A 24596-nucleotide genomic window follows, 5' to 3' on the forward strand; every position below is an offset into this window, starting at 1 on the left:
CTTCCCGACATCAGAAGCTGGAGGTCAGGGCCATGCCCGGCATACCGCCCATCGAACCCTACGCACTGCCCACCGCGGGTGAGCTGCCCGCCAACACCGCCCGCTGGACCATCGACCCGGCCCGCGCCGTCCTGCTGGTCCACGACATGCAGCGGTACTTCCTCGAGCCCTTCCCGGAGCCCCTGCGCACCGAGCTCGTCGCCAACGCCGCGCTGGTGCGGCGGTGGAGCGCCGCGCACGGCGTCCCGGCCGCCTACACCGCCCAGCCCGGCGGTATGGACGACCGGCAGCGCGGTCTGCTCAAGGACTTCTGGGGGCCGGGCATGCGCACCGACCCCGCCGACCGCGAGGTCGTCGACGAACTGGCACCCGGACCCGAGGACTGGCGGCTCACCAAGTGGCGCTACAGCGCCTTCTTCCGCTCCGACCTGCTGGAGAGGATGCGGGCCGCCGGGCGGGACCAGCTGATCGTGTGCGGCGTGTACGCACACGTCGGGGTCCTGATGTCGGCGGTCGAGGCGTTCAGCCACGACATCCAGCCGTTCCTGGTCGCCGACGCCGTCGCCGACTTCTCGGCGGAGTACCACCACCTGGCACTCCGGTACGCCGCCGAGCGCTGCGCCACGGTCCTCACCGCCAAGGAGGTACTGGCGTGAACGCGGGTCTCCTCGACCGGATCCTGGGCCCGGAACCGGGGCCGTTCGCCCTGCTGCACCGGCCCGAGACGACCGGCCCCGGACACCTGGATGTCCTGGTCGGCGAGGTGTCCTACCCGGAGTCGCTGGCACAGATCCCACTGCCGGACGGTCCCGCGCCTGCCACCGGGGTGCGCCACGAGGTCCTGACCGTCATCCCTTACCGGCAGATCGCCGAACGCGGATTCACCGCGGCCGACGACGGGGCGCCCCTGATCGCCCTGACCGTCACCGGCCAGGAGACCGTCCGCGTCGAGGACGCGGCCGCCCGCATCGGCGATGTGCCGACCGAACTGCGCGACGCCCACTTCGACGTGGACGACGAGGAGTACGCCGAGACCGTCCGCAAGGTCATCGCCGAGGCCATCGGTGAGGGCGAGGGCGCCAACTTCGTCCTCAAGCGCTCGTTCGTCGCCGACATCAGCGACTTCGGACCGCGCAGCGCCCTGGCCCTCTTCCGGCGCCTGTGGGAGCGGGAGACCGGCGCCTACTGGACGTTCGTCATCCACACCGGCGACCGCACCTTCGTCGGCGCCTCACCCGAGCGGCACATCAGCCTCCGCGACGGCGTCGCCGTCATGAACCCGATCAGCGGCACGTACCGCTACCCGCCGTCCGGCCCCGAACTGCCCGGGATCATGGACTTCCTCGCCGACCGCAAGGAGACCGACGAGCTGTACATGGTCGTCGACGAGGAACTGAAGATGATGGCCCAGATCTGCCCCGAGGGCGGCCGGGTCGTCGGCCCCTACCTCAAGGAAATGGGCAGCGTCGCGCACACCGAGTACTTCATCGAGGGGCGCACCGACCGGGACGTGCGCGACGTCCTGCGCGAGACCCTGTTCGCGCCCACGGTCACCGGCAGCCCGCTGGAGAACGCCTGCCGGGTCATCGACCGCTACGAGCCGCAGGGGCGCGGCTACTACAGCGGGGTCGCCGCCCTGATCAGCCGCGACGAGCACGGCGCGCGCTCGCTCGACTCGGCCATCCTCATCCGCACCGCGGACATCTCCGCCACGGGGCGACTGCGGATCGGGGTCGGCGCCACGCTCGTACGCCACTCCGACCCGGCGGCCGAGGCCGCCGAGACCCGCGCCAAGGCCGCAGGGCTGATCGCCGCCCTGGAAGTGCCCGCGGTCACCCGCTTCGCAGAACACCCCACGGTCCGCGCCGCCCTGGGCAGCAGGAACGACACCATCGCCGGCTTCTGGCTGAGCGACATCGGCCGGCGGCTGCGGCCGGAGCCCGGCCTCGCCGGCCGCGAGGTCCTCGTCATCGACGCCGAGGACACCTTCACCGCCATGATCGCCGGGCAGCTCCGCTCGCTGGGCCTCGCGGTGACCGTGCGGCGCTTCGACGAGACGTACTCCCTCGACGGGTACGACCTCGTGGTCATGGGCCCGGGGCCGGGCGACCCGAGCGCGTCGGCCCACCCGAAGATGGCGCACCTGCGCACGGCCGTCGACACCCTGCTGCGCGACCGGCGGCCGTTCCTCGCCGTGTGCCTCAGCCACCAGGCGCTCAGCCTCCGGCTCGGCTTCCGGCTGCGCCGCAGGGACGTCCCCAACCAGGGCGTGCAGAAGGAGATCGACCTGTTCGGCCGCGCCGAACGAGTCGGCTTCTACAACACCTTCGCGGCGGTGAGCCACGAGGACCGCGTCGAGGTCGACGGGGTCGGCACGGTCGAGGTGAGCCGCGACCGGGCGACCGGAGAGGTGCACGCGCTGCGCGGGCCGCACTTCGCGTCCATGCAGTTCCACGCCGAGTCCGTGTTCACCCAGGACGGGCCGCGGATCGTGGCCCAGGCCGTACGGGACGTCTTCGCGGCAGCGCCGCAGCACGTCACCTCCTGAGCCCGCACCCCCCACCCAAGTTCCTTTGTACTCCGCCCGGTTGGAGAGAACCTCATGCACCGATACGTCGTCGTGGACGCCTTCGCCGAGGAACCCCTGCGCGGCAATCCCGTCGCCGTCTTCTTCGACGCCGACGATCTGCCCGCCGAACGCATGCAGCGCATGGCCCGGGAGATGAACCTCTCCGAAACCACCTTCGTGCTCAAGCCGCGCGATGACGGGGACGCCCGCATCCGCATCTTCACGCCGGTCAACGAACTGCCCTTCGCCGGGCACCCGATGCTCGGCACGGCCATCGCCCTGGGCGCGGAGACCGACCGGGACAAGCTGCTCCTGGAGACCTGGATGGGGACCATCCCCTTCGAGCTGGACCGCAGGGACGGGGACGTGGTGGCCGCGCGGATGCAACAGCCGATCCCCACCTGGGAGGCGTTCGACCGGGCCGAAGAACTCCTGGCGGCCCTGGGCGTAGGCGAGTCGACCCTGCCGGTCGAGATCTACCGCAACGGTCCCCGGCACGTCTTCGTCGGCCTGGAGAGCGTCGAGGCGCTCTCGCGGCTCAACCCCGACCACCGGGCGCTCGCCACGTTCGACGACATGGCGACCAACTGCTTCGCCGGCGAGGGCACCCAGTGGCGCAGCCGGATGTTCTCGCCGGCGTACGGGGTGGTCGAGGACGCGGCCACCGGTTCCGCGGCCGGACCCCTCGCCCTGCACCTCGCCCGGCACGGCCTGATCACGCACGGGCAGCCCGTGGAGATCCTCCAGGGCGTGGAGATCGGCCGCCCCTCGCTGATGCTGGCGCGCGCCGAGGGCACCGGCGACCGCTTCACCTCCGTCGAAGTCGGCGGCAGCGGCGCGCTGTTCGCCCGAGGCGAGGCCCTGGTCTGACGGCCGGGCCCCAAAAGGCGACGTAACGAACTACCGGCGTAACGAACTACCGGCGTAACGAACTACCGGCGTAACGAACTACCGACGTCACGTACTACCGACGTCACGACGTGAAGTCACACCCTGAGGAGGCAGTAATGAGTGCAGGCAGGTCGGAAACGATGACCGCGACCATCGACATCGACTTCCCCGAGTACGACACCCCACCGGCCTCCCCGGCCGGAATCGTCCGCGGCTGGTGGGAGACCGCCGCGCGCCTCGGGGTGCGGGAGCCGAAGGCGCTGGCGCTCGCCACCGCCGACAAGCGGGGACGCCCGTCGACGCGGATCGTCGCGGTGAACGAGATCACGGACGAGGGCATCGTCTTCGCCACGCACCTGGGCAGCCAGAAGGGCCGCGAGATCACCGAGAACCCGTGGGCCTCGGGCGTCCTGTACTGGCGCGAGACCAGCCAGCAGATCAGCGTCAGCGGCAGGGTGGAGCTGCTCGGCCCCGACGTGGCCGACGCCAAGTGGGCCGAGCGGCCCCTCTTCACGCACCCCGCGTCGGTCACGTCGCGGCAGAGCGAGGAGCTGCGCGACATGGCGGCGTTCCAGACGGAGGTCGACCGGCTCGCCGGCACCGGACCGCTGCCGCGCCCGGAGAGCTATGTCGCCTATCTGCTGCGGTTCGACGGCGTGGAGTTCTGGGCCAACGGCGAGAACCGTGTGCACCAGCGCCTGCGGTACGACCGGGACGGCGAGGGCTGGACGGTGCGGCGCCTCCAGCCGTGACCCGCGCTCCGCTGCACGCCCGCGCCGCGCCGCTGCTCAGCGGCGCGGCGCTTTGCGTTGCCGAACGCCGTTGAACGTCGCCGCGGCCCCGCGCAGGCCCCCGCTGACGACTTGACATAGTGCCGCCCGGACCGTCGCAGCGCGTGGGCCGCTGGCGCACAATTTCCTGAGTGAGCGAAAAGCTTGAGGAAACCGAAGAAGCAGGAGCGGGAGCGGCCGAGAAGATAGCGGCGGCCTATATCGCGGCCTGGCGCGGCAAAGAATTCGACACCTTGCGATCATTCCTGGCCGATGAATTCGAGTACGTAGGACCGCTGGCCCGGCTCGACGATCCGGACGCGTGCCGGGAATCCCTGGAGCGCATGTCGCCGGTGACGACGGACCTCGCCGTGGAGCGGGTCTTCGTTTCGGGCGCCGACGTGGTCACGTGGTTCACCCTGCACACCACCATCGCCCCGCCCACTCCCGTCGCGAACTGGATTCACGTCGAGAACGGAAAGATCAACAGAATTCGAGCGGTGTACGACCCGCGCGCGCTGCTTTCCGACTGAACGAGAGGAAGAAAACCCCGATGACCACCGAGCGGGAAAAGGCCAAGGAGCCGGAGGACCTGGCGCGGCTGTGGGTGGAGCTGGCCAACGCCGGCGACGCCGAGGGCATGGCGGCGCTCTACGAAGCGGACGCGATCATGGCGTTCCCCATCGGCCGGGAGCACGTCGGCCGGGACGCGATACAGAAGGCGTTCGAGGGGATGCTCGCGAAGTTCTCCTACTTCCCGATGGAGCAGTCGCTGCCCACGCTGCGCCTCGGCGACGTCGCCCTGACCTCCAGCGTCCCGGAGGACAACAGCCGCGGCCGCTACCAGGTGGCCCGGCGCCAGCCCGACGGCACCTGGCTGCGCGTCCTGCACTCGTCCGGTTACTTCGGCGAGCCCACCTGACCTCCACCAGCGATGACTGGCGCCCCCAGAAAGGAATCCGCGCGATGAGCGCACACGCTGTGCCTGCCGATGCCTACACGACAGGACTGCTGAGCAAGGATCTGCCCACCGAACTGGAGCGGCTCCAGCTGCTGGAGAGGACCTACGACCCCGGAACGGTGCGGGCCTTGTCCCAGTTGCCGATGCGGTCGGACTGGCGGTGCCTGGAACTGGGCGCCGGCGCGGGCTCCATCGCGTACTGGCTCGCCGAGCGGGTGCCCGACGGCTCGGTGCTCGCGGTGGACATCGACCCCCGGTTCATCGACGCCGGCCGCGCGCCCGGTCTGGAGGTGCGGGGATCGGACATCACCACCGACGACTTCCCGCCCGGCTCCTTCGACCTGATCCACGCCCGCGCCCTGTTCATGCACCTGCCGCGGCGCGAGGAAATGGTCGAGCGGGCGATGAAGTGGCTCGCGCCCGGCGGCTGGCTGGTCCTGGAGGACGTTCACTTCCTGCCCGCCGCCGACTCCCCGTACCCGGTGTGGCAGCAGGTGCACGGCGCCTATCTGGAGGCGCTCGCCGGGCAGGGCATCGACCTGGCCTGGGCGCGGCGCATCCCGGCGCGGCTGGCGGCGGCCGGCTGCGACGCGGTGGGCCTCTCGGTCACCCCGGGCGGCCTCGGCGTCGACGAGGTGCAGGACCGGCTCCTGAGCATCCGACTGATCCAGAGCGGCCCGCGGCTGGTCGAAGCCGGTCTCGCGACCGCCGAACAGATCGAGGCCGCACAGCGCCTGGTCGAAAGCGACCCGGCCCCCGATGTCTCCACCTTCGTCTACAGCGCCTGGGGCCAAAAGCCCGACGGATACGCGCAGTAGACACCTTCTCGCCTTCCCACCTTCTCACCTTCCCACCTTCTCACTTTCCCCTTCTCCGGCGCCGCTGCCGACGCCGAAGAGTCCCCCCATCCCAGCCCTCGACGGCGGTGTAGAAAACATGAGTTCAACGCAGAGTTCGACGCAGAGTTCAACGCAATCACAGAGCGGCACGGAAAACTCCGCGCCCTCAGTGGTGAAGAAGGTATCGGCCACGGCCATTGCCTGGCTTTCGTTCACGACCATGTTCGTGATCGGAACCGACACCTTCCTCGTCGCTCCGATGCTTCCCACGCTTTCCCGCAGTTTTGACGTCTCCACCAGCATGTCGGGGTGGATGGTCAGTGCCTACGCCCTCGGCTTCGCCCTCTTCGCGCTGGTGGCCGGCCCCCTCTCGGACGGCAGGAACCGGCGCAGCGTACTCCTCCTCGGCTTCGCCGGATTCACCATCGCAACCGCGCTCTGCGGAGTGGCGCCGGGCTTCTGGGGCATGATCGTCTTCCGGGTGCTCGCCGGCATGTCGGCCGCCCTGGTCACCCCGCAGCTGTGGGCCTCCATCCCGGTCCTGGTGCCCAAGGACGCCATCGTGAAGACCATGGGCCTGGCGGGCGCCGGCATGTCCATCTCGCAGGTGGTCGGCGTCCCGATCGGCGGCTGGCTGGCGGCCAGCTCCTGGCACGTGCCGTTCTTCGCGGTCGCCGGGCTCTCCGCCGTCGTCTGGGTCCTGCTGTTCCGGGTCTTCCCGTCCGTGCCCGCCGCGCCGTCGGCCGGCGGCGGCTTCTTCTCGGTGTACGCGGGTCTGTTCCGCTCCCGCACGTTCACCTGGTACCTCGTGGGCTACCTCGCGTACCAGACCGGCGTGTTCGAGACCATCTCGTTCATCGGGTCCTGGCTCGCCAAGGACTTCGGGCTGGGCGTCACCGCGATCGGCGCCGCGATGATGGCGCTGGGCGTGGGCATGGCGATCACCTCGATCTTCGGCAACCACCTCATCAAGCGGCTGGGTGAGGCGCGCACGCTCGCCTGGGCGTTCGTGGCGCTCATCGTCATCTACGCCGCCGTGCCGTTCGCCCCCAACCTGGCCACCGCGATCACCTTCCTGGCCCTCGGCTCCGCCGTGCTCGGCCTGAACTACCCGATCTTCATGGCCATGCTGCTCTCCCGGACCACCGCGGCCCGCGGCACGGTCTCCTCGCTCGCGACGACCGCGCTGTACGTCGGAACCACGATCGGCGGCTTCGTGGGCGGCATCCTGCTCTCCCACTTCGACGGCTTCCACGGAGTCTCCGGATTCACCGTGGCGGCCCTCGTGATCGCCGCGCTGGTCTTCGCCGGGTCCGGAGCCTTCCGGACCAAGAAGGCGGAGCCCGCGGCCGCCTGACCGGGATCCCGGACCGGCCCCGCGGGAACCCCCGCTCGCGCGGCCGGGCGACCGCCGGGATCCCGCAGGCCACTGCCCGTGGCCGTGAGCGCCCACTCCGACCGGAGAGGCGCACACGGGCACGGGCTTGTGGGACGTGGGGGTGCGTACCACCTGTCCAGAACCTTCGGAGCCTGTGTCCGAACCCATCCGTTGCACCTGGGGGAGTCCGTGAGTAGTGCCGCGTTGCGCGAGGCGAGCGGGTGCCGGCCGGCCGTCGACGCGCTGCAGACCCTGTGCGCCCCGCTGTTCGCCTCGCTGCCCCGCAGCGACCAGCGCGAGCGGTTCGTGAAGTACGTCGAGGGGCTGCTCGCCACCGAGGGCCGCCGGTCCTTCCGGAACATGGCGGCCTGCCTGGGCGGCGGGCCCACCCTGGAACAGCGCCTGCACCATTTCGTCAGCTGCTCCACCTGGGACTGGATGCCGGTCCGGCGCGCCCTGGCCGCCCGGGCGACCGCCCCGGTGCCGCCCGACGCGTGGGTGCTGCGCACGGTACTGGCGCCGAAGGAGGGCACCAGCATGGTGGGCGTCCACCGCCGCCACGTACCGGCCCTCGGTCACTCGCTCAACGTGCAGTACGCCGTCGGCCTCTGGGCCGTGTCCGGTACGGAATGCCGGCCCGTCAACTGGCGGCTGCTGCTGCCCCGTACATGGACGGACGACCCGGAGCGGCGGGCCCGGACGTCGATCCCCGACGGGAGCCGCCCCGAGACCCCGACGGAGTGCGCGATCGGCGCGTACAGCGGCCTGATGGATGACGCGGAGGGGCAACTGCCGGGCGCGCCGGTGGTGTTGGCCGTGGACGGCGTCGACGTGGCCGCGGCGGTCCGGCACCTGCGTGCCGCTCGGCTGCCGTTCCTCGTGAAGGCCGACCCCGGCGACCCGCTCGGCGCGCGCGCCGCCTCCGACGACGGCCTGCTCCTCTTCGGCAGCAGTACGGGGACGGAGCCGTGGCCCGACGAGGTCTGGCTCACCAACCTGCGGGACGCCGGCACCCCGGAGCTGACGGCCCTGGCGGCGTCGGCGCGCGCGGTGGACGCGTCGTTCGCGCAGGTCACCGACCCGCTCGGCGCGCGGGACTTCACGGGCCGCACCTTCGACGGCTGGCACCGCCATATGACGCTCGTCTCGGTGGCACACGCGGCACACGCGGCGGCCCACACGGCTCGTGCGGCCGCCCCGGCGGACAACCGCCCCTCGTCCTCGCTTGTGACAGAGTCTGCACCTTTTCCTGGTGTTGCCGATCGGGTGTGACTAGCGTCGAGCCAGTCGCGGCCGGCGCGGCGTGCGGCCCTCGCCGCCACAGTCCCGCGCCCCCGCCTTTTCCGCCGCAGCCGCCCATCGTGTGGCCGCCGCACCACTTCCACCGGACTTTCACCGGTTCCTCTGGTCTAGGAGTGCCATGTCCCGCCGTCTGTTCACCTCGGAATCCGTGACCGAGGGGCATCCCGACAAGATCGCTGATCAGATCAGCGACACGATCCTCGACGCGCTGCTGCGGGCGGACCCGGTCTCCCGGGTCGCCGTGGAGACGCTGATCACCACCGGCCTCGTCCACGTCGCCGGCGAGGTCACCACGAAGGCGTACGCGGACATCGCGACCCTCGTCCGGCAGAAGATTCTGGAGATCGGCTACGACTCGTCGGCCAAGGGGTTCGACGGCGCCTCGTGCGGCATCTCGGTGTCCATCGGCGCGCAGTCGCCGGACATTGCGCAGGGCGTCGACACGGCGTACGAGCGGCGGGTGGCGGGCGAGACGGACGAGCTGGACCGCCAGGGCGCGGGCGACCAGGGCCTGATGTTCGGCTACGCCACCGACGAGACGCCCGAGCTGATGCCGCTGCCGATCCACCTGGCGCACCGGCTGTCGCGCCGCCTCTCCGAGGTGCGCAAGGACGGCACGCTCCCGTACCTGCGCCCGGACGGAAAGACCCAGGTCACCATCGAGTACGACGGCGACAGGGCGGTCCGCCTGGACACGGTCGTCGTCTCCTCGCAGCACGCGGCGGACATCGACCTGCAGACGCTCCTCACCCCCGACATCCGCGAGCACGTCGTCGAGCACGAGCTGGCGGCCCTGGCCGACGAGGGCATCAAGCTGGAGACCGACGGCTACCGGCTCCTGGTGAACCCGACGGGCCGCTTCGAGATCGGCGGCCCGATGGGGGACGCGGGCCTGACCGGCCGCAAGATCATCATCGACACGTACGGCGGCATGGCCCGGCACGGCGGCGGCGCCTTCTCGGGCAAGGACCCGTCCAAGGTGGACCGTTCGGCGGCGTACGCGATGCGCTGGGTCGCGAAGAACGTGGTGGCGGCCGGGCTGGCCGCGCGCTGCGAGGTGCAGGTCGCGTACGCGATCGGCAAGGCCGAGCCGGTCGGCCTGTTCGTGGAGACCTTCGGCACCGCGACCGTCCCGCAGGACCGCATCGAGAAGGCCATCACCGAGGTCTTCGACCTGCGCCCGGCCGCCATCATCCGCGACCTGGACCTGCTCCGCCCCATCTACGCGGCGACCGCCGCCTACGGCCACTTCGGCCGCGCCCTCCCGGACTTCACGTGGGAGCGCACCGACCGCGCCGCCGCGCTGCGCACCGCCGCGGAGGCCTGACGTGCGGATCGTCATCGCCGGATCGGTCGCCACCGACCACCTCATGACCTTCCCCGGACGCATCAGCGACCAATTGCTGGCCGACAAGCTGGACAGGGTCTCCCTGTCGTTCCTCGTCGACACCCTGGAGATCCGGGAAGGCGGCGTCGCCGCCAACATCGCCTACGGCCTGGCCCGCCTCGGCCACCGCCCCCTCCTCGTCGCGGCGGTCGGCGCGGACTTCCGGGACCAGGGCCGCCGCCTCGCCGAGCTCGGCGTGGACACCTCCGGGGTGCGCGTCTCCGGTACCCGGCACACGGCCCGCTTCCTGTGCACCACCGACCCGGACGGCAACCAGCTCGCCTCCTTCTACGCGGGCGCGATGGCCGAGGCCGCCGACATCGACCTCGCCGCCGTGCTCGGCCCGCGCGGCGGCGCCGACCTCGTGCTGATCGGCGCCGACGCCCCGGCCGCGATGCTCCGCCACACCCGGGCCTGCCGCGCCCTCGGCATCCCCTACGCCGCCGACCCGGCCCAGCAGCTGGCCCGCCTCGAAGGCCCCGAGATCCGCGAACTCGCCGACGGGGCGACGCTGCTGTTCACCAACGAGTACGAACACGAACTGCTGCTGCGCAAGACCGGCTGGACCCACGCCGAGGTGCTGCGGCGGGTCGGCACATGGATCACCACGCTCGGCGAGAAGGGCAGCCGCATCGAACGCGACGGCGAACCGGTGGCGGAAGTCCCGGCCGTCCCCACGGACGTCGTCGCCGACCCGACCGGCGTCGGCGACGCCTTCCGCGCCGGATACCTGGGTTCCCTCGCCGCGGGGCGCGACCCCGTGCGCTGCGCGCAGACCGGATCGGTGATGGCCTCGTTCGCCCTGTCGGCCGTGGGGACCCAGACGTACACCCCCACACCCGAGGGCGTGCGCGCACTGCACCGCACCGCCTACCCGGGCGCCGCGGACCCCGCGACACCCGTGCTCGCAGAGGGGGCGGCGCACCGATGAGCGTGCTCACGCTGCCCGCAGCCCGCCCCGGCCCGGCCGAGCTGATCGCGGCCGGCCACCGCTCGTACTCCTTCGAGTTCTTCCCGCCCCGGACCGACCAGGGCGAGCGGGTGCTGTGGCAGGCCCTGCGCCGGATCGAGGCCGTCGACCCGGCCTTCGTCTCCGTGACCTACGGGGCGGGCGGGTCCTCGCGGGAACGGACCACCGACCTCACCCAGCGCATCGCGGAGCACACCACCCTGCGCCCGGTCGCCCACCTCACCGCGGTCGGCCACTCGACGGCCGAACTCCGCCGGATCATCGGGCGCTACGCCGACGCCGGCATCCGCGACGTACTGGCCCTGCGCGGTGATCCGCCCGGTGACCCCCGTGGCCCGTGGACCCGGCACCCCGACGGCCTCGACCACGCGGCGGACCTGGTACGGCTCGTACGCGACCTGGGCGACTTCAGCATCGGCGTCGCCGCGTTCCCCGAGCGGCACCCCCGCTCGCCCGACTGGGACACCGACATCCGCCACTTCGTCGCCAAGTGCCGGGCGGGCGCGGACTACGCCATCACCCAGATGTTCTTCAGCGCCGAGGACTACTTCCGGCTGCGCGACCGGCTGGCCGCCGCCGGCTGCGACACTCCGGTCATCCCGGAGATCATGCCCGCCACCCGGTACGACCAGATCAGCCGCTTCGCCGAACTGAGCAACGCCACCTTCCCGACCGGCCTCGCCCGCCGGCTGCGTGCCGCGCGGCACGCCCCCGGGGACTCCCACCGCATCGGCGTCGACCACGCCACCGAACTGGCCCAGCACCTCCTCGACGAGGGCGCGCCGGGCCTGCACTACATCACCCTCAACCACTCCACCGCGGCCCTCGACATCCACCGCCGCCTCCGCCTGGAGACGACTCACCTATGACCACGTCACTTTCCCTGCCCTGCGTCGGCCCGCTGCCTCCGCTGCTCCCCCTGGGCTTCGAGTGGTCCGCACTGGACCAGCGGGCGGTCGACACCGCCCGTGTGCTGGCCGCCGACGCCGTGCAGAAGGTCGGTAACGGCCACCCGGGCACGGCGATGAGCCTGGCCCCTGCCGCGTACACCCTTTTCCAGAAGGTCATGCGGCACGACCCCGCCGACCCGGACTGGACCGGCCGTGACCGGTTCGTGCTGTCCGCCGGCCACTCGTCCCTGACCCTCTACATCCAGCTCTACCTGGCCGGTTTCGGCCTGGAGCTGGAGGACTTGATGGCCTTCCGTACCTGGGGTTCCAAGACCCCGGGTCACCCGGAGTACGGCCACACCGTGGGTGTCGAGACCACCACCGGCCCGCTGGGCCAGGGCGTGGCCAACGCAGTGGGCATGGCGATGGCCGCCCGGTACGAGCGCGGCCTGTTCGACCCGGACGCCGCCCCCGGCACCTCGCCGTTCGACCACCACATCTACGCCATCGCCGGCGACGGCTGCCTGCAGGAGGGCATCTCCGCCGAGGCGTCGTCCATGGCCGGGCACCAGAAGCTCGGCAACCTGATCATGCTGTGGGACGACAACCACATCTCGATCGAGGGCGACACCGAGACCGCCATCTCCGAGGACACCGCTCTGCGGTACGAGGCGTACGGCTGGCACGTCCAGCGCGTGGCGCCGAAGTCCAACGGCGACCTGGACCCGGCCGCCCTGTACGCCGCGATCCAGGCCGCGAAGGCGGTAACGGACCGCCCGTCGCTGATCGCGATGCGCTCGATCATCGCCTGGCCGGCCCCGCACGCGCAGAACACGGAGGCCGCGCACGGCTCGGCACTGGGTGCCGAGGAAGTGGCCGCCACCAAGCGGGTGTTGGGCTTCGACCCTGAGCGGACCTTCGAGGTCTCCGAGGAGGTCATCGCCCACACCCGGACCGCACGGGACCGCGGTGCCCGGGCCAGGGCCGAGTGGGAGAAGGCGATGGCCGCCTGGCGCATGGCGAATCCGGCGCGGGCCGCCGAGTTCGACCGGATCACCGCGGGCGAGCTGCCGACGGGCTGGGAGGCGAAGCTCCCGGTCTTCGAGACCGGCAAGGGCGTCGCGACGCGCGCAGCCTCGGGCAAAGTCCTGCAGGCGCTGGGCGGCGTGATTCCCGAGCTGTGGGGCGGCTCCGCCGACCTCGCCGGCTCGAACAACACCACCATCGACAAGAACTCCTCGTTCCTGCCGGTGGGCAACCCGCTGCCCGAGGCCGACCCCTACGGCCGCACGATCCACTACGGCATCCGCGAGCACTCCATGGCCGCGGAGATGAACGGCATCGCGCTGCACGGCAACACCCGCATCTACGGCGGCACCTTCCTGGTGTTCTCCGACTACATGCGCAACGCCGTACGCCTCTCGGCCCTGATGCACCTGCCGGTCACCTACGTGTGGACCCACGACTCCATCGGTCTCGGCGAGGACGGCCCGACCCACCAGCCGGTGGAACACCTCGCCTCCCTCCGCGCCATCCCCGGCCTCAACGTCGTCCGCCCGGCCGACGCCAACGAGACCGCGATCGCCTGGCGCGAGATCCTCAAGCGCTCCACGAAGGAGTACGGCAAGAGCGCCCCGCACGGCCTGGTCCTGACCCGCCAGGGCGTACCGACGTACGAGCCTGACGAAGGTGCGGCGAGGGGCGGTTACGTCCTGCTGGCGGCCGAGGGCGGCGAGCCGCAGGTGATCCTGCTCGGCACGGGCTCCGAGGTGCAGCTCGCCGTCGAGGCGCGTGAGCGGCTGCAGGCCGCGGGCGTCCCGACGCGCGTCGTCTCGATGCCCTGCGTGGAGTGGTTCGAGGAGCAGGACCAGGCGTACAAGGACAGCGTCCTGCCGCCGGCCGTCAAGGCCCGCGTGGCCGTCGAGGCGGGCATCGGCCTGACCTGGCACAAGTACGTGGGCGACGCCGGCCGCATCGTGTCGCTGGAGCACTTCGGCGCCTCCGCCGACGGCAAGGTCCTCTTCCGCGAATTCGGCTTCACAGCCGAGGCCGTGACCGCCGCGGCCCTGGCCGCACTCGGCGGCGGAAGCGAGCGGGACATGACGGAGGAGCACCGTTGAGCAGGTTGCGCTGGCTGACGGCGGGGGAGTCGCACGGCCCCGCACTGGTGGCGACGCTGGAGGGCCTTCCGGCCGGCGTCCCCGTGACCACGGAGATGGTGGCGGACGCCCTGGCCCGTCGCCGGCTCGGTTATGGCCGCGGTGCCCGGATGAAGTTCGAGCGTGACGAGGTGACCTTCCTCGGTGGCGTGCGGCACGGCCTGTCGCTGGGTTCGCCCATCGCGATCATGGTGGGTAACACCGAGTGGCCCAAGTGGGAAAAGGTCATGGCGGCCGATCCGGTGGACGAGGCGGAGCTGGCCGAGCTGGCCCGCAACGCGCCGCTGACCCGCCCGCGCCCGGGCCATGCGGATCTGGCGGGGATGCAGAAGTACGGCTTCGATGAGGCCCGCCCGATCCTGGAGCGCGCGTCGGCGCGTGAGACGGCGGCCCGGGTGGCGCTGGGCGCGGTGGCCCGCTCCTTCTTGAAGGAGACGGCGGGCATCGAGATCGTCAGCCACGTCGTCGAGCTGGCGGCTGCCAAGGCCCCGTATGGCGTGTACCCGGAGCCCTCCGATGTGGCGAAGCTGGACGCGGACCCGGTGCGCTGCCTGGACGAGGCGGCGTCGAAGGCGATGGTCGCGGAGATCGACCAGGCGCACAAGGACGGCGACACCCTCGGTGGCGTGGTGGAGGTGCTGGCGTACGGCGTGCCGGTGGGCCTCGGTAGCCATGTGCACTGGGACCGCCGCCTGGACTCCCGCCTGGCCGGTGCCCTGATGGGCATCCAGGCGATCAAGGGCGTCGAGGTCGGCGACGGCTTCGATCTCGCCCGGGTGCCCGGTTCCAAGGCGCACGACGAGATCCTGGCGACCGACGACGGCATCAAGCGCGCGTCGGGCCGCGCCGGTGGCACCGAGGGCGGCCTGACCACCGGCGAACTCCTGCGCGTCCGGGCCGCGATGAAGCCCATCGCGACCGTGCCGCGCGCGCTGGCCACCATCGATGTGGCCACCGGTGAGGCGGCGCAAGCCCACCACCAGCGCTCGGATGTGTGCGCGGTGCCGGCTGCCGGGATCGTGGCCGAGGCCATGGTGGCGCTGACCCTGGCCGACGCCGTGGCGGAGAAGTTCGGCGGCGACAGCGTGCCCGAGACGCGGCGCAACGTGCGCTCGTACCTCGACAACCTGCGGGTCCGGTGAGCCGCTCAAGTACGGTCCGCGGTCCGCGGGTTGTGCTGATCGGGCCGATGGGGTCGGGCAAGTCGACGGTCGGCGCGCTCCTCGCCGAGCGGCTGGGCTGCGGTTTCCGGGACACGGACGCGGACATCGTGGCCGCGCAGGGCCGGGAGATCGCGGACATCTTCGCGGACGAGGGCGAGCCGTACTTCCGCGAGCTGGAGCGGGCGGCGGTCGCCGCCGCCGTGGCCGGGCACACGGGGGTCCTCGCGCTCGGCGGCGGGGCGATCCTCGACGGGTCGACCCGCCGGCTGCTCGCCGGGCACCCGGTCGTCCATCTGTCGCTGGGCGCGGCGGAGGCGGTCGAGCGCATCGGCGCGAACCGGGCCCGCCCTCTGCTCACCGCCGACCGGCACACCCGGTGGCGGGAGTTGATGGAGGCGCGCCGGCACCTGTACGCCGAGGCGGCCCGGGAGGTCGTGGCCACCGACGGCCGCACCCCCGAAGAGGTCGCCCGGGCGGTCCTCGGCGTACTGGAGCTTCTGTAGGTCGGGGAACGGCCCACGGGGTGCCGGGGCTTACGGGTGGTACTTCTCCTCGACCGTCTCGCCGGCGCCGGACTTGGTGCTCATGGTGACGCGGACGGTCACGCTGCCGGTCTTCGCGGCCTTCTCCAGCTGTTCCACGGTGCACTTCGCGGTGCCGTAGCCGTCGTCGCCGAGGGACACGCCGTCGTCGGGGTCGTCGGAGCAGATCGCGGCCGCGCCGAGGATCTTGGTGGCGTTGGCGACGAAGAACGCCTGGTCCGTGCCGCCGTCCTGGGGCTTGACGATCAGCTTGCCGGGCGCGAGGTACTCCAGCTTGCCGACGATCGTGCGGTGGTTGCCCGCGTTGGCGACGCCGCCGCCGGCGGGGGCGGACTCGCTGCCGGTGCCGGCGGCGGGCGGCGCCGTGGTGGGCTTGCCGCCGTCCTGGCCCTGCGGGCCGGAGTTGTCCGAGGAGGAGCCGCTCGTGGGCTGGGGCGAGGCCGAGGAGTGCTGCGAGTCGGTCGCGGCCGAAGAGCCCGAGGAGTCGGCGGCGCCCGCCTCCCCGGAGCCCTGCCCGCACGCCGTGGCCCCCAGGCCCAGCGCCGCGGCGGCGACGACGGCGGCGGCGATGCGGCGGCCGGCGCGGCTGCGGAAGCGCTTGGTGGCGGTGGCGGTGTTCATCGTGTACTCCCGTTGCTCTGTTCTCTCGTCTTTCTCCCTGACGACAATCAGTTTCCAAGATCGCGTTGGCGTTCCGCTAACGGACGGCTAATGCGGTGCGGCGGCACACCGCAGCGCGCGTGCCGCCGCCGCCGAAGGTCGGTCAGATGTCCCGGAAGATCTCGATCTGTGCGCCCAGCGAGTTGAGCCGCTCGGCGAGGTCTTCGTAACCGCGGTTGATGACATAGACGTTGCGGAGTACGGACGTCCCCTCGGCGGCCATCATCGCCAGGAGGACGACGACGGCGGGGCGCAGGGCCGGCGGGCACATCATCTCCGCCGAGCGCCAGCGGGTCGGGCCGTCGACCAGGACGCGGTGCGGGTCGAGCAGCTTCACCTGCGCGCCGAGGCGGTTGAGGTCCGTCAGGTAGATCGCGCGGTTGTCGTAGACCCAGTCGTGGATGAGGGTCTGGCCCTGGGCGCTGGCCGCGATCGCCGCGAAGAACGGCACGTTGTCGATGTTCAGGCCCGGGAACGGCATCGGGTGGATCTTGTCGAGCGGGGCGCTCAGCTTGGAGGGGCGCACGGTGAGATCGATCAGGCGGGTGCGGCCGTTGTCGGCGGTGTACTCCGCGCTGCGGGTGTGGTCCAGGCCCATCTCCTCCAGGACCGCGAGCTCGATCTCCAGGAATTCGACGGGTACGCGGCGGATCGTCAGCTCGGACTCGGTGACGACCGCGGCGGCCAGCAGGCTCATCGCCTCGACCGGGTCCTCCGACGGCGCGTAGTCCACGTCCCGCTCGATGTGCGCGACGCCGTGCACGGTGAGGGTGGTGGTGCCGATGCCCTCGACCCGTACGCCCAGCTGCTCCAGGAAGAAGCACAGGTCCTGGACCATGTAGTTGGAGGAGGCGTTGCGGATGACCGTGACGCCGTCGTGCCGGGCGGCGGCGAGCAGCGCGTTCTCCGTCACGGTGTCGCCGCGCTCGGTCAGTACGATCGCGCGCTTGGGCGCCACGGCCCGGTCGACGTGCGCGTGGTACGTGCCCTCGGTGGCGGTGACCTCCAGGCCGAAGTGGCGCAGCGCGGTCATGTGCGGGGTGACCGTACGGGTACCGAGGTCGCAGCCGCCGGCGTACGGGATCTTGAAGTGGTCCATGCGGTGCAGCAGCGGCCCGAGGAACATGATGACGCTGCGGGTGCGGCGTGCCGCCTCGGTGTCCATCGCGTCGAGGTCCAGCTCGGCCGGCGGCACGATCTCCAGGTCGTTGCCGTCGTTGATCCAGCGGGTGCGGACACCGATGGAGCCGAGGACCTCGAGGATGCGGTAGACCTCCTCGATGCGGGCGACCCGCCGCAGCGTCGTGCGCCCGGCGTTCAGCAGCGTGGCGCAGAGCAGGGCCACGCACGCGTTCTTGCTCGTCTTGACGTCGATGCTGCCGGACAGCCGCCGGCCGCCGACGACGCGGAGATGCATGGGACCCGCATACCCCAGGGAGACGATTTCACTGTCGAGCGCCTCGCCGATCCGGGCGATCATCTCAAGGCTGATGTTCTGATTACCGCGTTCGATGCGGTTGACCGCGCTCTGGCTCGTGCCGAGCGCCTCCGCCAGCTGGGTCTGTGTCCAGCCCCGGTGTTGCCGGGCGTCACGGATGAGCTTGCCGATGCGTACGAGGTAGTCGTCTGCCATGAGGAGAACGGTATCTCAGATATGAGATGGATGTTCAACTGTCGCTTGTTCTACTACTATGCGAACAATAGGCCGTACGGCGGCAGCGAGGCGACCGCTGCCGAGGCGGCGGACACAGGGGAGGCGGTGCCGGACATGGCCGGTCGCTGGGGCATTACCGCAGGACACGGCGGCGGCACGGCGGACGCGGGCAAGGGGCCGGGCGTGCGCCGGATGATCGTCGCGATCGCACCCTTCCCGGTGGCCGCCGCCGTCGTCGTAACGGCGTACAGCACGCTCGCCGGGCGGCTGCCCGACACGCTGGCCACGCACTTCCGCGCCGACGGGCGCGCCGACGGCTTCACGACCGCCGGCGGCTTCCTCGCCGTCTCGCTCGGCACCCTCCTCGTGTTCGGCGCCGTTTTCGGGCTCCTCGTCCTCGGGCCGACGGCCGGACGGCGTACCGGGACCGCGCGGCGTCCGGCGGACACGGGTCGTGCGGACGGCGTACCGGCCATGGCCCGCCTCCGCACGGCCGGTTCCTTCATCGCCGTCGGCTACGGGCTCGCGGGCCTGCTCGGGTACCTCTTCGTACGGACGCTGTACGCCAACGCGGCGGCCGGCGGCCACTCCGCCGCCCGGCTCCCGCTCTGGCAGGTCGCCGTGGCCCTCGGCGTGGGCGTGGTGGCCGGCCTGCTCGGCCGGCTGCTGGCGGGGAAGGATGTGCCGCCGCCGGACGGCGGGGTGCGCGGCGGTGCGCCCCGGCTGCCCCTCGCCGGCTCCGAGGTCGCCGGCTGGTCCCGGACCGTCTCCTCGCCCGTCATGTACGTCCTGGGCGGCGTGCTGCTCCTCGCGGGCCTGATCGCGGGCCTGACCGCGGGCCCGGGCAGCGGGTGGAGCGCGACGCCGGTCCTGCTCTTCGGCGGGCTGCTGATCCTCGCGCTCGCCGGGCTGCGGGTGACCGCCGACCGGCATGGCCTGACGGTGACCCCGCCGCTCCTCCCGTACCCCCGTATGCGCATCCCCCTGGCCCGCATACGGGAGGCCGACAGCCGGAAGATCGTCCCGCTGCGCGACTTCGGCGGCTGGGGCTACCGGATGCGGCCCGGCCGCAGCGGTTTCGTGCTCCGCTCCGGCGAGGCGCTGTCGCTGCGCCTGGCGAGCGGAAAGGAGTTCGTGGTGACGGTCGGCGACGCGGCCACCGCGGCGGCGCTCCTGAACACCCTCGTCGACCGCTCGGACGCCGCGGAGGGCAGCGGGGACGGTGGTACGGGGAGTAGCGCCGACGGTCCTGCGAACGGCAGCGCCGGCGGTCCGGGAGGCGCGGCCTGATGCTCGTCCGCATCGACCCGGCGTCCTCCGTGCCGCTCGGCGATCAGGTCGCCGCCTCCGTGCGCGGCGCCATCGCCGACGGCTCCGTGGGCGCGGGGGAACGCCTCCCCGCCGCCCGCGCCCTCGCCGTCTCCCTCGGCGTCAACGTCCACACCGTCCTCCGCGGCTACCAGCGCCTCAAGGAGGAGGGCCTGATCGAACTGCGGCGCGGCCGCGGCGCGGTGGTCACCGGCGCCGCGTCCCCCGCCCGCGCCCGCCTCACCGACGCCGCCGCCGGCCTGATCGAACAGGCCCGCGCCCTCGGCCTCACGGACGAGGAGATCGTCTCCCTGGTCCGTACGGGCCTGGGCGGCCGGATCGGTACGGGCTGACCGCCCATCAGGTCGGCTCGGCTACCAGGTCGGCCCCGCCACCTGCCGGGTCGTCACATTGATCCGGTTGAAGAGGTTGGTCAGGCCGACCATGAGGACGATCGACGCAAGCTGCTTCTCGTCGAAGTGCTCGGCCGCCGCGTTCCAGATCTCGTCCGGCACCGGGTCCGGCTGATCGGCGAGCCGGGTCGCGGCCTCGGCGAGGGCCAGCGCGGCGCGTTCGGACTCCGTGAAGAACGGCGCGTCGCGCCAGGCCGCCACCGCGAAGAGCCGCTCGTCGGTCTCGCCCGCCTTCTTCGCGTTGAGCGCGCCGCCCACCACGCAGTAACCGCAGCCGTTGATCTGGCTCGCGCGCAGGTGCACCAGCTCCAGCGTCGTCTGCGGTACACCGCCCGACCCCGCCGCCTTCAGGAGCTGCTGCACGGCCGCGGTGGCCTCGGGAAAGATGGTCGCGGGGTTCTGCATCCGTGCCTGCATGATCGCTCTCCTCGTGATCGGATTTCCGTGCTTCACCCCTACGACGGGAGCGGCCCGCGAGATGTGACATGCCGGCCGAGGCGTCCGCGGAAAATTTTCCGCACCCCTCTGTACCTACTGGTATGTATCCTCTCCCCATGAGCACTGCGAACGGCCCGTCGGCCGGCACCTCGGAACGCCTCATCGAAAGCACCCGCGAGCTGCTGTGGGAGCGCGGCTACGTCGGCACCAGCCCCAAGGCGATCCTGCAGCGCGCGAACGCCGGCCAGGGCAGCATGTACCACCACTTCACCGGCAAGCCGGACCTCGCGCTGGCCGCCATCCGGCGCACCGCCGAGGAGATGCGGGCCGAGGTGGCGCGGCTGCTTGCCGAACCCGGTACGGCACCGGACCGGATCGGCGCCTACCTGCGCCGCGAACGCGACGTCCTCAAGGGCTGCCCGGTCGGGCGGCTCACCCAGGACCCGGACGTGATGGCCGACCCGGCGCTGCGCGCGCCGGTCGACGAGACGTTCGACTGGCTGCGCGGCCGGATCGCGGAGGTGCTGGCGGAGGGCCAGGAGGGCGGCGAGCTGAATGCCGAGCTGGACCCGGCCGCCACGGCCGCGACCGTGGTCGCGGTGGTCCAGGGCGGTTACGTCCTCGCCCGCGCCGCCGGTACGCCGGACGCCTTCGACCAGGCCGTCACGGGCGTGCTCACCCTGCTGGCCGCGCACGCCACCGGGAGCCGCTGATGTACGCCGCGCAGTACGAGATCACCCTGCCCGCGGACTACGACATGGGCGTCATCCGAAAGCGGGTGGCCGACTACGGGCATCTGCTCGACGACCGCGCCGGGCTGGCCCTGAAGGCGTACCTCATCCGCGAGCGCGGCGCCGACGGCTCGCCGGTCAACCAGTACGCGCCCTTCTACCTCTGGCAGGACGTCGACGCGATGGGCCACTTCCTCCTCGGCGGGGGCGGCTTCCAGGGGATCATCCGCGACTTCGGCCGCCCGGCCGTACGGCACTGGACCGGCGTGGCCACCCTGGCGGGACCGGCCCGCGAGACACCCCCGCGCGCCGCCTCCCGCCGCCTGACCGCCCTCCCGCCCGACCCCGACCCGGACCGCACGGGCCTCGGTCTCTCCCGCCTCATCGAGCGGGAAACCGAAGCCCTGCGGACCCTGGCCCGCCGCGCCGACGTCCACACGGCGGCACTCGCCGTCGACCCGCACCACTGGCACCTGATGCGCTTCGTCCTCTGGACGGACACCGTCCCCGACAACGAGGACGCCACCGAACGCTACGAGGTCCTCCACCTGTCGGCCCCGCACCTCACCGAGCTGCAGGACGGCATGCGGCAGGGCGGAGCATGACCGCGCGGCGGCGATGTACTAGAGTTATCTCGACATCGAGATATCTGCCGAGAGGCGTACCGCTGCCGCGCTAGTAAGGCTCCCCTAACTAAGTCTTACCTTAGCTGATCGGCTGGGGCCGGTGACGGCAGGATCGTGGTGGTACGCGCGAATTCATGCATGAAGGAGACTGTCGTGTCGGCGAACAGCTTCGACGCCCGCAGCACCCTGCAGGTGGGCGACGAGTCGTACGAGATCTTCCGGCTGGACAAGGTGGAGGGCTCCGCCCGCCTCCCGTACAGCCTGAAGGTGCTGCTGGAGAACCTGCTCCGCACCGAGGACGGCGCGAACATCACCGCCGACCACATCCGGGCGCTGGGCAACTGGGACTCGCAGGCCCAGCCCAACCAGGAGATCCAGTTCACGCCGGCCCGCGTGATCATGCAGGACTTCACCGGCGTGCCCTGCGTCGTGGACCTCGCCACCATGCGTGAGGCCGTCAAGGAGCTCGGCGGCGACGCCGACAAGATCAACCCGCTGGCCCCGGCCGAGCTGGTCATCGACCACTCCGTCATCGCCGACAAGTTCGGCACCAACGAGGCGTTCGCGCAGAACGTCGAGCTGGAGTACGGCCGCAACAAGGAGCGCTACCAGTTCCTGCGCTGGGGCCAGACCGCCTTCGACGAGTTCAAGGTCGTCCCGCCCGGCACCGGCATCGTCCACCAGGTGAACATCGAGCACCTGGCCCGTACGGTCATGATCCGTAACGGCCAGGCGTACCCCGACACCCTGGTCGGCACCGACTCGCACACCACGATGGTCAACGGCCTGGGCGTCCTGGGCTGGGGCGTCGGCGGCATCGAGGCCGAGGCCGCGATGCTCGGCCAGCCGGTCTCCATGCTGATCCCGCGCGTGGTCGGCTTCAAGCTGACCGGCGAGCTCACCCCCGGCACCACCGCCACCGACCTGGTGCTGACCATCACCGAGATGCTGCGCAAGCACGGTGTCGTCGGCAAGTTCGTGGAGTTCTACGGCGAGGGCGTCGCCGCCACCTCGCTCGCCAACCGCGCCACCATCGGCAACATGTCGCCGGAGTTCGGCTCCACCGCCGCGATCTTCCCGATCGACGACGAGACGCTGAACTACCTCAAGCTCACCGGCCGCTCCGAGCAGCAGGTCGCGCTGGTCGAGGCGTACGCCAAGGAGCAGGGCCTCTGGCTGGACCCGGCCGCCGAGCCGGACTTCTCCGAGAAGCTGGAGCTGGACCTGTCGACGGTCGTCCCGTCGATCGCGGGCCCGAAGCGCCCGCAGGACCGCATCGTGCTGGCCAACGCCGCCGAGCAGTTCGCCACCGACGTGCGCAACTACGTCTCGGACGACGAGGAGGCGGGCAAGGAGTCCTTCCCGGCCTCCGACGCGCCGGCCACCTCCAACGGCGTGCCGACCAAGCCGACCCTGGTCACCGCAGCGGACGGCTCGACGTTCGAGATCGACCACGGCGCCGTCACCGTCGCCGCGATCACCTCCTGCACCAACACCTCGAACCCCTACGTCATGGTCGCCGCCGCGCTCGTGGCCAAGAAGGCGGTCGAGAAGGGCCTGACCCGCAAGCCGTGGGTCAAGACCACCCTGGCCCCGGGCTCGAAGGTCGTCACCGACTACTTCGACAAGGCCGGCCTGACCCCGTACCTGGACAAGCTGGGCTTCAACCTGGTCGGCTACGGCTGCACCACCTGCATCGGCAACTCCGGTCCGCTGGACGAGGAGATCTCGAAGGCGATCAACGAGGCCGACCTCGCCGTCACCTCGGTGCTCTCCGGCAACCGCAACTTCGAGGGCCGGATCAACCCCGACGTCAAGATGAACTACCTGGCGTCCCCGCCGCTGGTCGTCGCGTACGCCATCGCCGGCTCCATGAAGGTGAACATCACCGAGGAGGCCATCGGCAACGACACCGAGGGCAACCCGGTGTTCCTCAAGGACATCTGGCCCACCGAGGCCGAGGTCAACGACGTCGTGGCCAACGCCATCGGCGAGGACATGTTCAACAAGTCCTACCAGGACGTCTTCGCGGGTGACGCCCAGTGGCAGGCGCTGCCGGTCCCGACCGGCAACACCTTCGAGTGGGACAGCGAGTCCACCTACGTCCGCAAGCCCCCGTACTTCGAGGGCATGACGATGGAGACCACCCCGGTCGAGGACATCGCGGACGCCCGCGTCCTGGCCAAGCTGGGCGACTCGGTCACCACCGACCACATCTCCCCGGCCGGTGCGATCAAGGCCGACACCCCGGCCGGCAAGTACCTCACCGAGCACGGCGTCGAGCGTCGCGACTTCAACTCCTACGGCTCCCGCCGTGGTAACCACGAGGTCATGATCCGCGGCACCTTCGCCAACATCCGCCTGCGCAACCAGATCGCGCCGGGCACCGAGGGCGGCTTCACCCGCGACTTCACCCAGGCCGACGGCCCGGTCTCCTTCATCTACGACGCGTCGCAGAACTACCAGGCCGCCGGCATCCCGCTGGTCATCCTGGCCGGCAAGGAGTACGGCTCCGGCTCCTCCCGCGACTGGGCCGCCAAGGGCACCGCGCTGCTCGGCGTCAAGGCCGTCATCGCCGAGTCCTACGAGCGCATCCACCGCTCGAACCTGATCGGCATGGGCGTCCTGCCCCTGCAGTTCCCCGAGGGCGCCTCCGCCCAGTCGCTGGGCCTGACCGGCGAGGAGACCTTCTCCATCACCGGCATCACCGCCCTGAACGACGGCGGCATCCCGGAGACCGTGAAGGTCAAGGCCGCCCGCGGCGAAGCCGCTGATGGTGACAGTGTGGAGTTCGACGCCAAGGTCCGCATCGACACCCCCGGCGAGGCCGACTACTACCGCAACGGCGGCATCATGCAGTACGTGCTGCGCAGCCTGATCCGGAAGTAAGCAGCCCGGTCCGCGAGTGAGCGGGACCGGCAGCGGCAGGAAGGGCCGCACCCCTC

24 protein-coding genes are annotated in these 24596 nt (G+C 71.4%); 20 read left to right on the plus strand and 4 right to left on the minus strand.

Features of this window, described 5'->3' with window-relative positions:
• The first annotated feature begins 32 nt into the window (after nucleotides 1-32).
• From ACZ4MH_RS05035 to ACZ4MH_RS05065, 7 genes are all read left to right on the plus strand, one after another.
• On the plus strand, nucleotides 33-656 hold the full coding sequence (locus tag ACZ4MH_RS05035) for an isochorismatase family protein (RefSeq protein WP_351588254.1): 624 nt from the start codon (nucleotides 33-35) through the stop codon (nucleotides 654-656).
• On the plus strand, nucleotides 653-2548 hold the full coding sequence (locus ACZ4MH_RS05040; protein ID WP_351588257.1) for an anthranilate synthase family protein: 1896 nt from the start codon (nucleotides 653-655) through the stop codon (nucleotides 2546-2548). The genes ACZ4MH_RS05035 and ACZ4MH_RS05040 overlap by 4 nt, the downstream gene beginning before the upstream one ends.
• A 54-nt stretch (nucleotides 2549-2602) precedes the next feature.
• Complete coding sequence (locus ACZ4MH_RS05045; protein ID WP_351588260.1) at nucleotides 2603-3439, plus strand: PhzF family phenazine biosynthesis protein; 837 nt, start codon at nucleotides 2603-2605, stop codon at nucleotides 3437-3439.
• A 137-nt stretch (nucleotides 3440-3576) separates the two neighbouring features.
• Nucleotides 3577-4212, plus strand: a complete 636-nt coding sequence (gene phzG / locus ACZ4MH_RS05050; RefSeq protein ID WP_351588263.1) for a phenazine biosynthesis FMN-dependent oxidase PhzG — start codon at nucleotides 3577-3579, stop codon at nucleotides 4210-4212.
• A gap of 170 nt (nucleotides 4213-4382) precedes the next feature.
• Nucleotides 4383-4763, plus strand: coding sequence for a nuclear transport factor 2 family protein (locus ACZ4MH_RS05055; protein WP_351588266.1), 381 nt, complete (start codon nucleotides 4383-4385; stop codon nucleotides 4761-4763).
• A gap of 20 nt (nucleotides 4764-4783) precedes the next feature.
• A complete protein-coding gene (locus tag ACZ4MH_RS05060; RefSeq protein WP_351588268.1) occupies nucleotides 4784-5152 on the plus strand; it encodes a YybH family protein in 369 nt (122 codons plus the stop codon).
• A 44-nt stretch (nucleotides 5153-5196) separates the two neighbouring features.
• Entirely contained in the window at nucleotides 5197-6009 is an 813-nt protein-coding gene (locus ACZ4MH_RS05065) for a class I SAM-dependent methyltransferase (protein ID WP_351588271.1), read from the plus strand.
• Nucleotides 6010-6033: 24 nt separating this feature from the next.
• Here ACZ4MH_RS05065 and ACZ4MH_RS05070 read toward each other — a convergent pair whose 3' ends face one another.
• The gene (locus ACZ4MH_RS05070; RefSeq protein ID WP_351588423.1) at nucleotides 6034-6252 is read right to left on the minus strand and encodes a hypothetical protein; all 219 of its coding nucleotides are present in this window, start codon (nucleotides 6250-6252) and stop codon (nucleotides 6034-6036) included.
• On the opposite strand from ACZ4MH_RS05070, the gene ACZ4MH_RS05075 reads away from it, so the two are divergent.
• From ACZ4MH_RS05075 to ACZ4MH_RS05110, 8 genes are all read left to right on the plus strand, one after another.
• Nucleotides 6203-7387, plus strand: a complete 1185-nt coding sequence (locus ACZ4MH_RS05075; protein WP_351588412.1) for an MFS transporter — start codon at nucleotides 6203-6205, stop codon at nucleotides 7385-7387. The genes ACZ4MH_RS05070 and ACZ4MH_RS05075 overlap by 50 nt on opposite strands.
• Nucleotides 7388-7597: 210 nt before the next feature.
• Entirely contained in the window at nucleotides 7598-8680 is a 1083-nt protein-coding gene (locus ACZ4MH_RS05080) for an IS701 family transposase (protein ID WP_351588274.1), read from the plus strand.
• A 148-nt stretch (nucleotides 8681-8828) separates the two neighbouring features.
• On the plus strand, nucleotides 8829-10037 hold the full coding sequence (metK, locus tag ACZ4MH_RS05085) for a methionine adenosyltransferase (protein ID WP_351588277.1): 1209 nt from the start codon (nucleotides 8829-8831) through the stop codon (nucleotides 10035-10037).
• A 1-nt stretch (nucleotide 10038) separates the two neighbouring features.
• Nucleotides 10039-11028, plus strand: a complete 990-nt coding sequence (locus ACZ4MH_RS05090; protein WP_351588280.1) for a carbohydrate kinase family protein — start codon at nucleotides 10039-10041, stop codon at nucleotides 11026-11028.
• Nucleotides 11025-11936 (plus strand): methylenetetrahydrofolate reductase [NAD(P)H], encoded by a 912-nt coding sequence (gene metF / locus ACZ4MH_RS05095; RefSeq protein ID WP_351588283.1) that lies wholly within the window; start codon nucleotides 11025-11027, stop codon nucleotides 11934-11936. The genes ACZ4MH_RS05090 and metF overlap by 4 nt, the downstream gene beginning before the upstream one ends.
• Nucleotides 11933-14077, plus strand: a complete 2145-nt coding sequence (gene tkt / locus ACZ4MH_RS05100; RefSeq protein ID WP_351588286.1) for a transketolase — start codon at nucleotides 11933-11935, stop codon at nucleotides 14075-14077. Before metF ends, tkt begins: the two co-directional genes overlap by 4 nt.
• Complete coding sequence (gene aroC, locus ACZ4MH_RS05105) at nucleotides 14074-15258, plus strand: chorismate synthase (RefSeq protein ID WP_351588288.1); 1185 nt, start codon at nucleotides 14074-14076, stop codon at nucleotides 15256-15258. The genes tkt and aroC overlap by 4 nt, the downstream gene beginning before the upstream one ends.
• A gap of 47 nt (nucleotides 15259-15305) precedes the next feature.
• The gene (locus ACZ4MH_RS05110) at nucleotides 15306-15782 is read left to right on the plus strand and encodes a shikimate kinase (RefSeq protein ID WP_351588290.1); all 477 of its coding nucleotides are present in this window, start codon (nucleotides 15306-15308) and stop codon (nucleotides 15780-15782) included.
• A gap of 30 nt (nucleotides 15783-15812) precedes the next feature.
• Here the strand turns inward: ACZ4MH_RS05110 and ACZ4MH_RS05115 are convergent, their stop codons facing one another.
• Nucleotides 15813-16442 (minus strand): hypothetical protein, encoded by a 630-nt coding sequence (locus ACZ4MH_RS05115; protein ID WP_351588292.1) that lies wholly within the window; start codon nucleotides 16440-16442, stop codon nucleotides 15813-15815.
• Nucleotides 16443-16584: 142 nt separating this feature from the next.
• Nucleotides 16585-18114, minus strand: a complete 1530-nt coding sequence (locus ACZ4MH_RS05120) for a helix-turn-helix domain-containing protein (RefSeq protein ID WP_351588294.1) — start codon at nucleotides 18112-18114, stop codon at nucleotides 16585-16587.
• Nucleotides 18115-18159: 45 nt separating this feature from the next.
• Between ACZ4MH_RS05120 and ACZ4MH_RS05125 the strand changes: the two genes are divergently transcribed.
• Together ACZ4MH_RS05125 and ACZ4MH_RS05130 are read left to right on the plus strand one after the other, a co-directional pair.
• Nucleotides 18160-19425, plus strand: a complete 1266-nt coding sequence (locus ACZ4MH_RS05125) for a DUF1648 domain-containing protein (protein WP_351588296.1) — start codon at nucleotides 18160-18162, stop codon at nucleotides 19423-19425.
• Entirely contained in the window at nucleotides 19425-19796 is a 372-nt protein-coding gene (locus ACZ4MH_RS05130; protein WP_351588298.1) for a GntR family transcriptional regulator, read from the plus strand. The genes ACZ4MH_RS05125 and ACZ4MH_RS05130 overlap by 1 nt, the downstream gene beginning before the upstream one ends.
• A 21-nt stretch (nucleotides 19797-19817) precedes the next feature.
• On the opposite strand, the gene ACZ4MH_RS05135 is transcribed toward ACZ4MH_RS05130, so the two are convergent.
• Nucleotides 19818-20273 (minus strand): carboxymuconolactone decarboxylase family protein, encoded by a 456-nt coding sequence (locus tag ACZ4MH_RS05135; protein ID WP_351588300.1) that lies wholly within the window; start codon nucleotides 20271-20273, stop codon nucleotides 19818-19820.
• 137 nt (nucleotides 20274-20410) lie between these two features.
• On the opposite strand from ACZ4MH_RS05135, the gene ACZ4MH_RS05140 reads away from it, so the two are divergent.
• The 3 genes from ACZ4MH_RS05140 (at nucleotide 20411) to acnA (ending at nucleotide 24540) form a co-directional block, all read left to right on the plus strand.
• Entirely contained in the window at nucleotides 20411-21007 is a 597-nt protein-coding gene (locus tag ACZ4MH_RS05140) for a TetR/AcrR family transcriptional regulator (RefSeq protein ID WP_351588303.1), read from the plus strand.
• Nucleotides 21007-21630 carry a DUF4865 family protein gene (locus ACZ4MH_RS05145; RefSeq protein ID WP_351588306.1) on the plus strand — a complete coding sequence of 208 codons (624 nt, stop codon included), beginning with the start codon at nucleotides 21007-21009 and terminating at the stop codon, nucleotides 21628-21630. Before ACZ4MH_RS05140 ends, ACZ4MH_RS05145 begins: the two co-directional genes overlap by 1 nt.
• A gap of 174 nt (nucleotides 21631-21804) precedes the next feature.
• Nucleotides 21805-24540, plus strand: a complete 2736-nt coding sequence (acnA, locus tag ACZ4MH_RS05150) for an aconitate hydratase AcnA (RefSeq protein WP_351588309.1) — start codon at nucleotides 21805-21807, stop codon at nucleotides 24538-24540.
• Nucleotides 24541-24596: the final 56 nt, after the last annotated feature.

It is taken from the genome of Streptomyces sp. NPDC026301 (assembly GCF_055567935.1).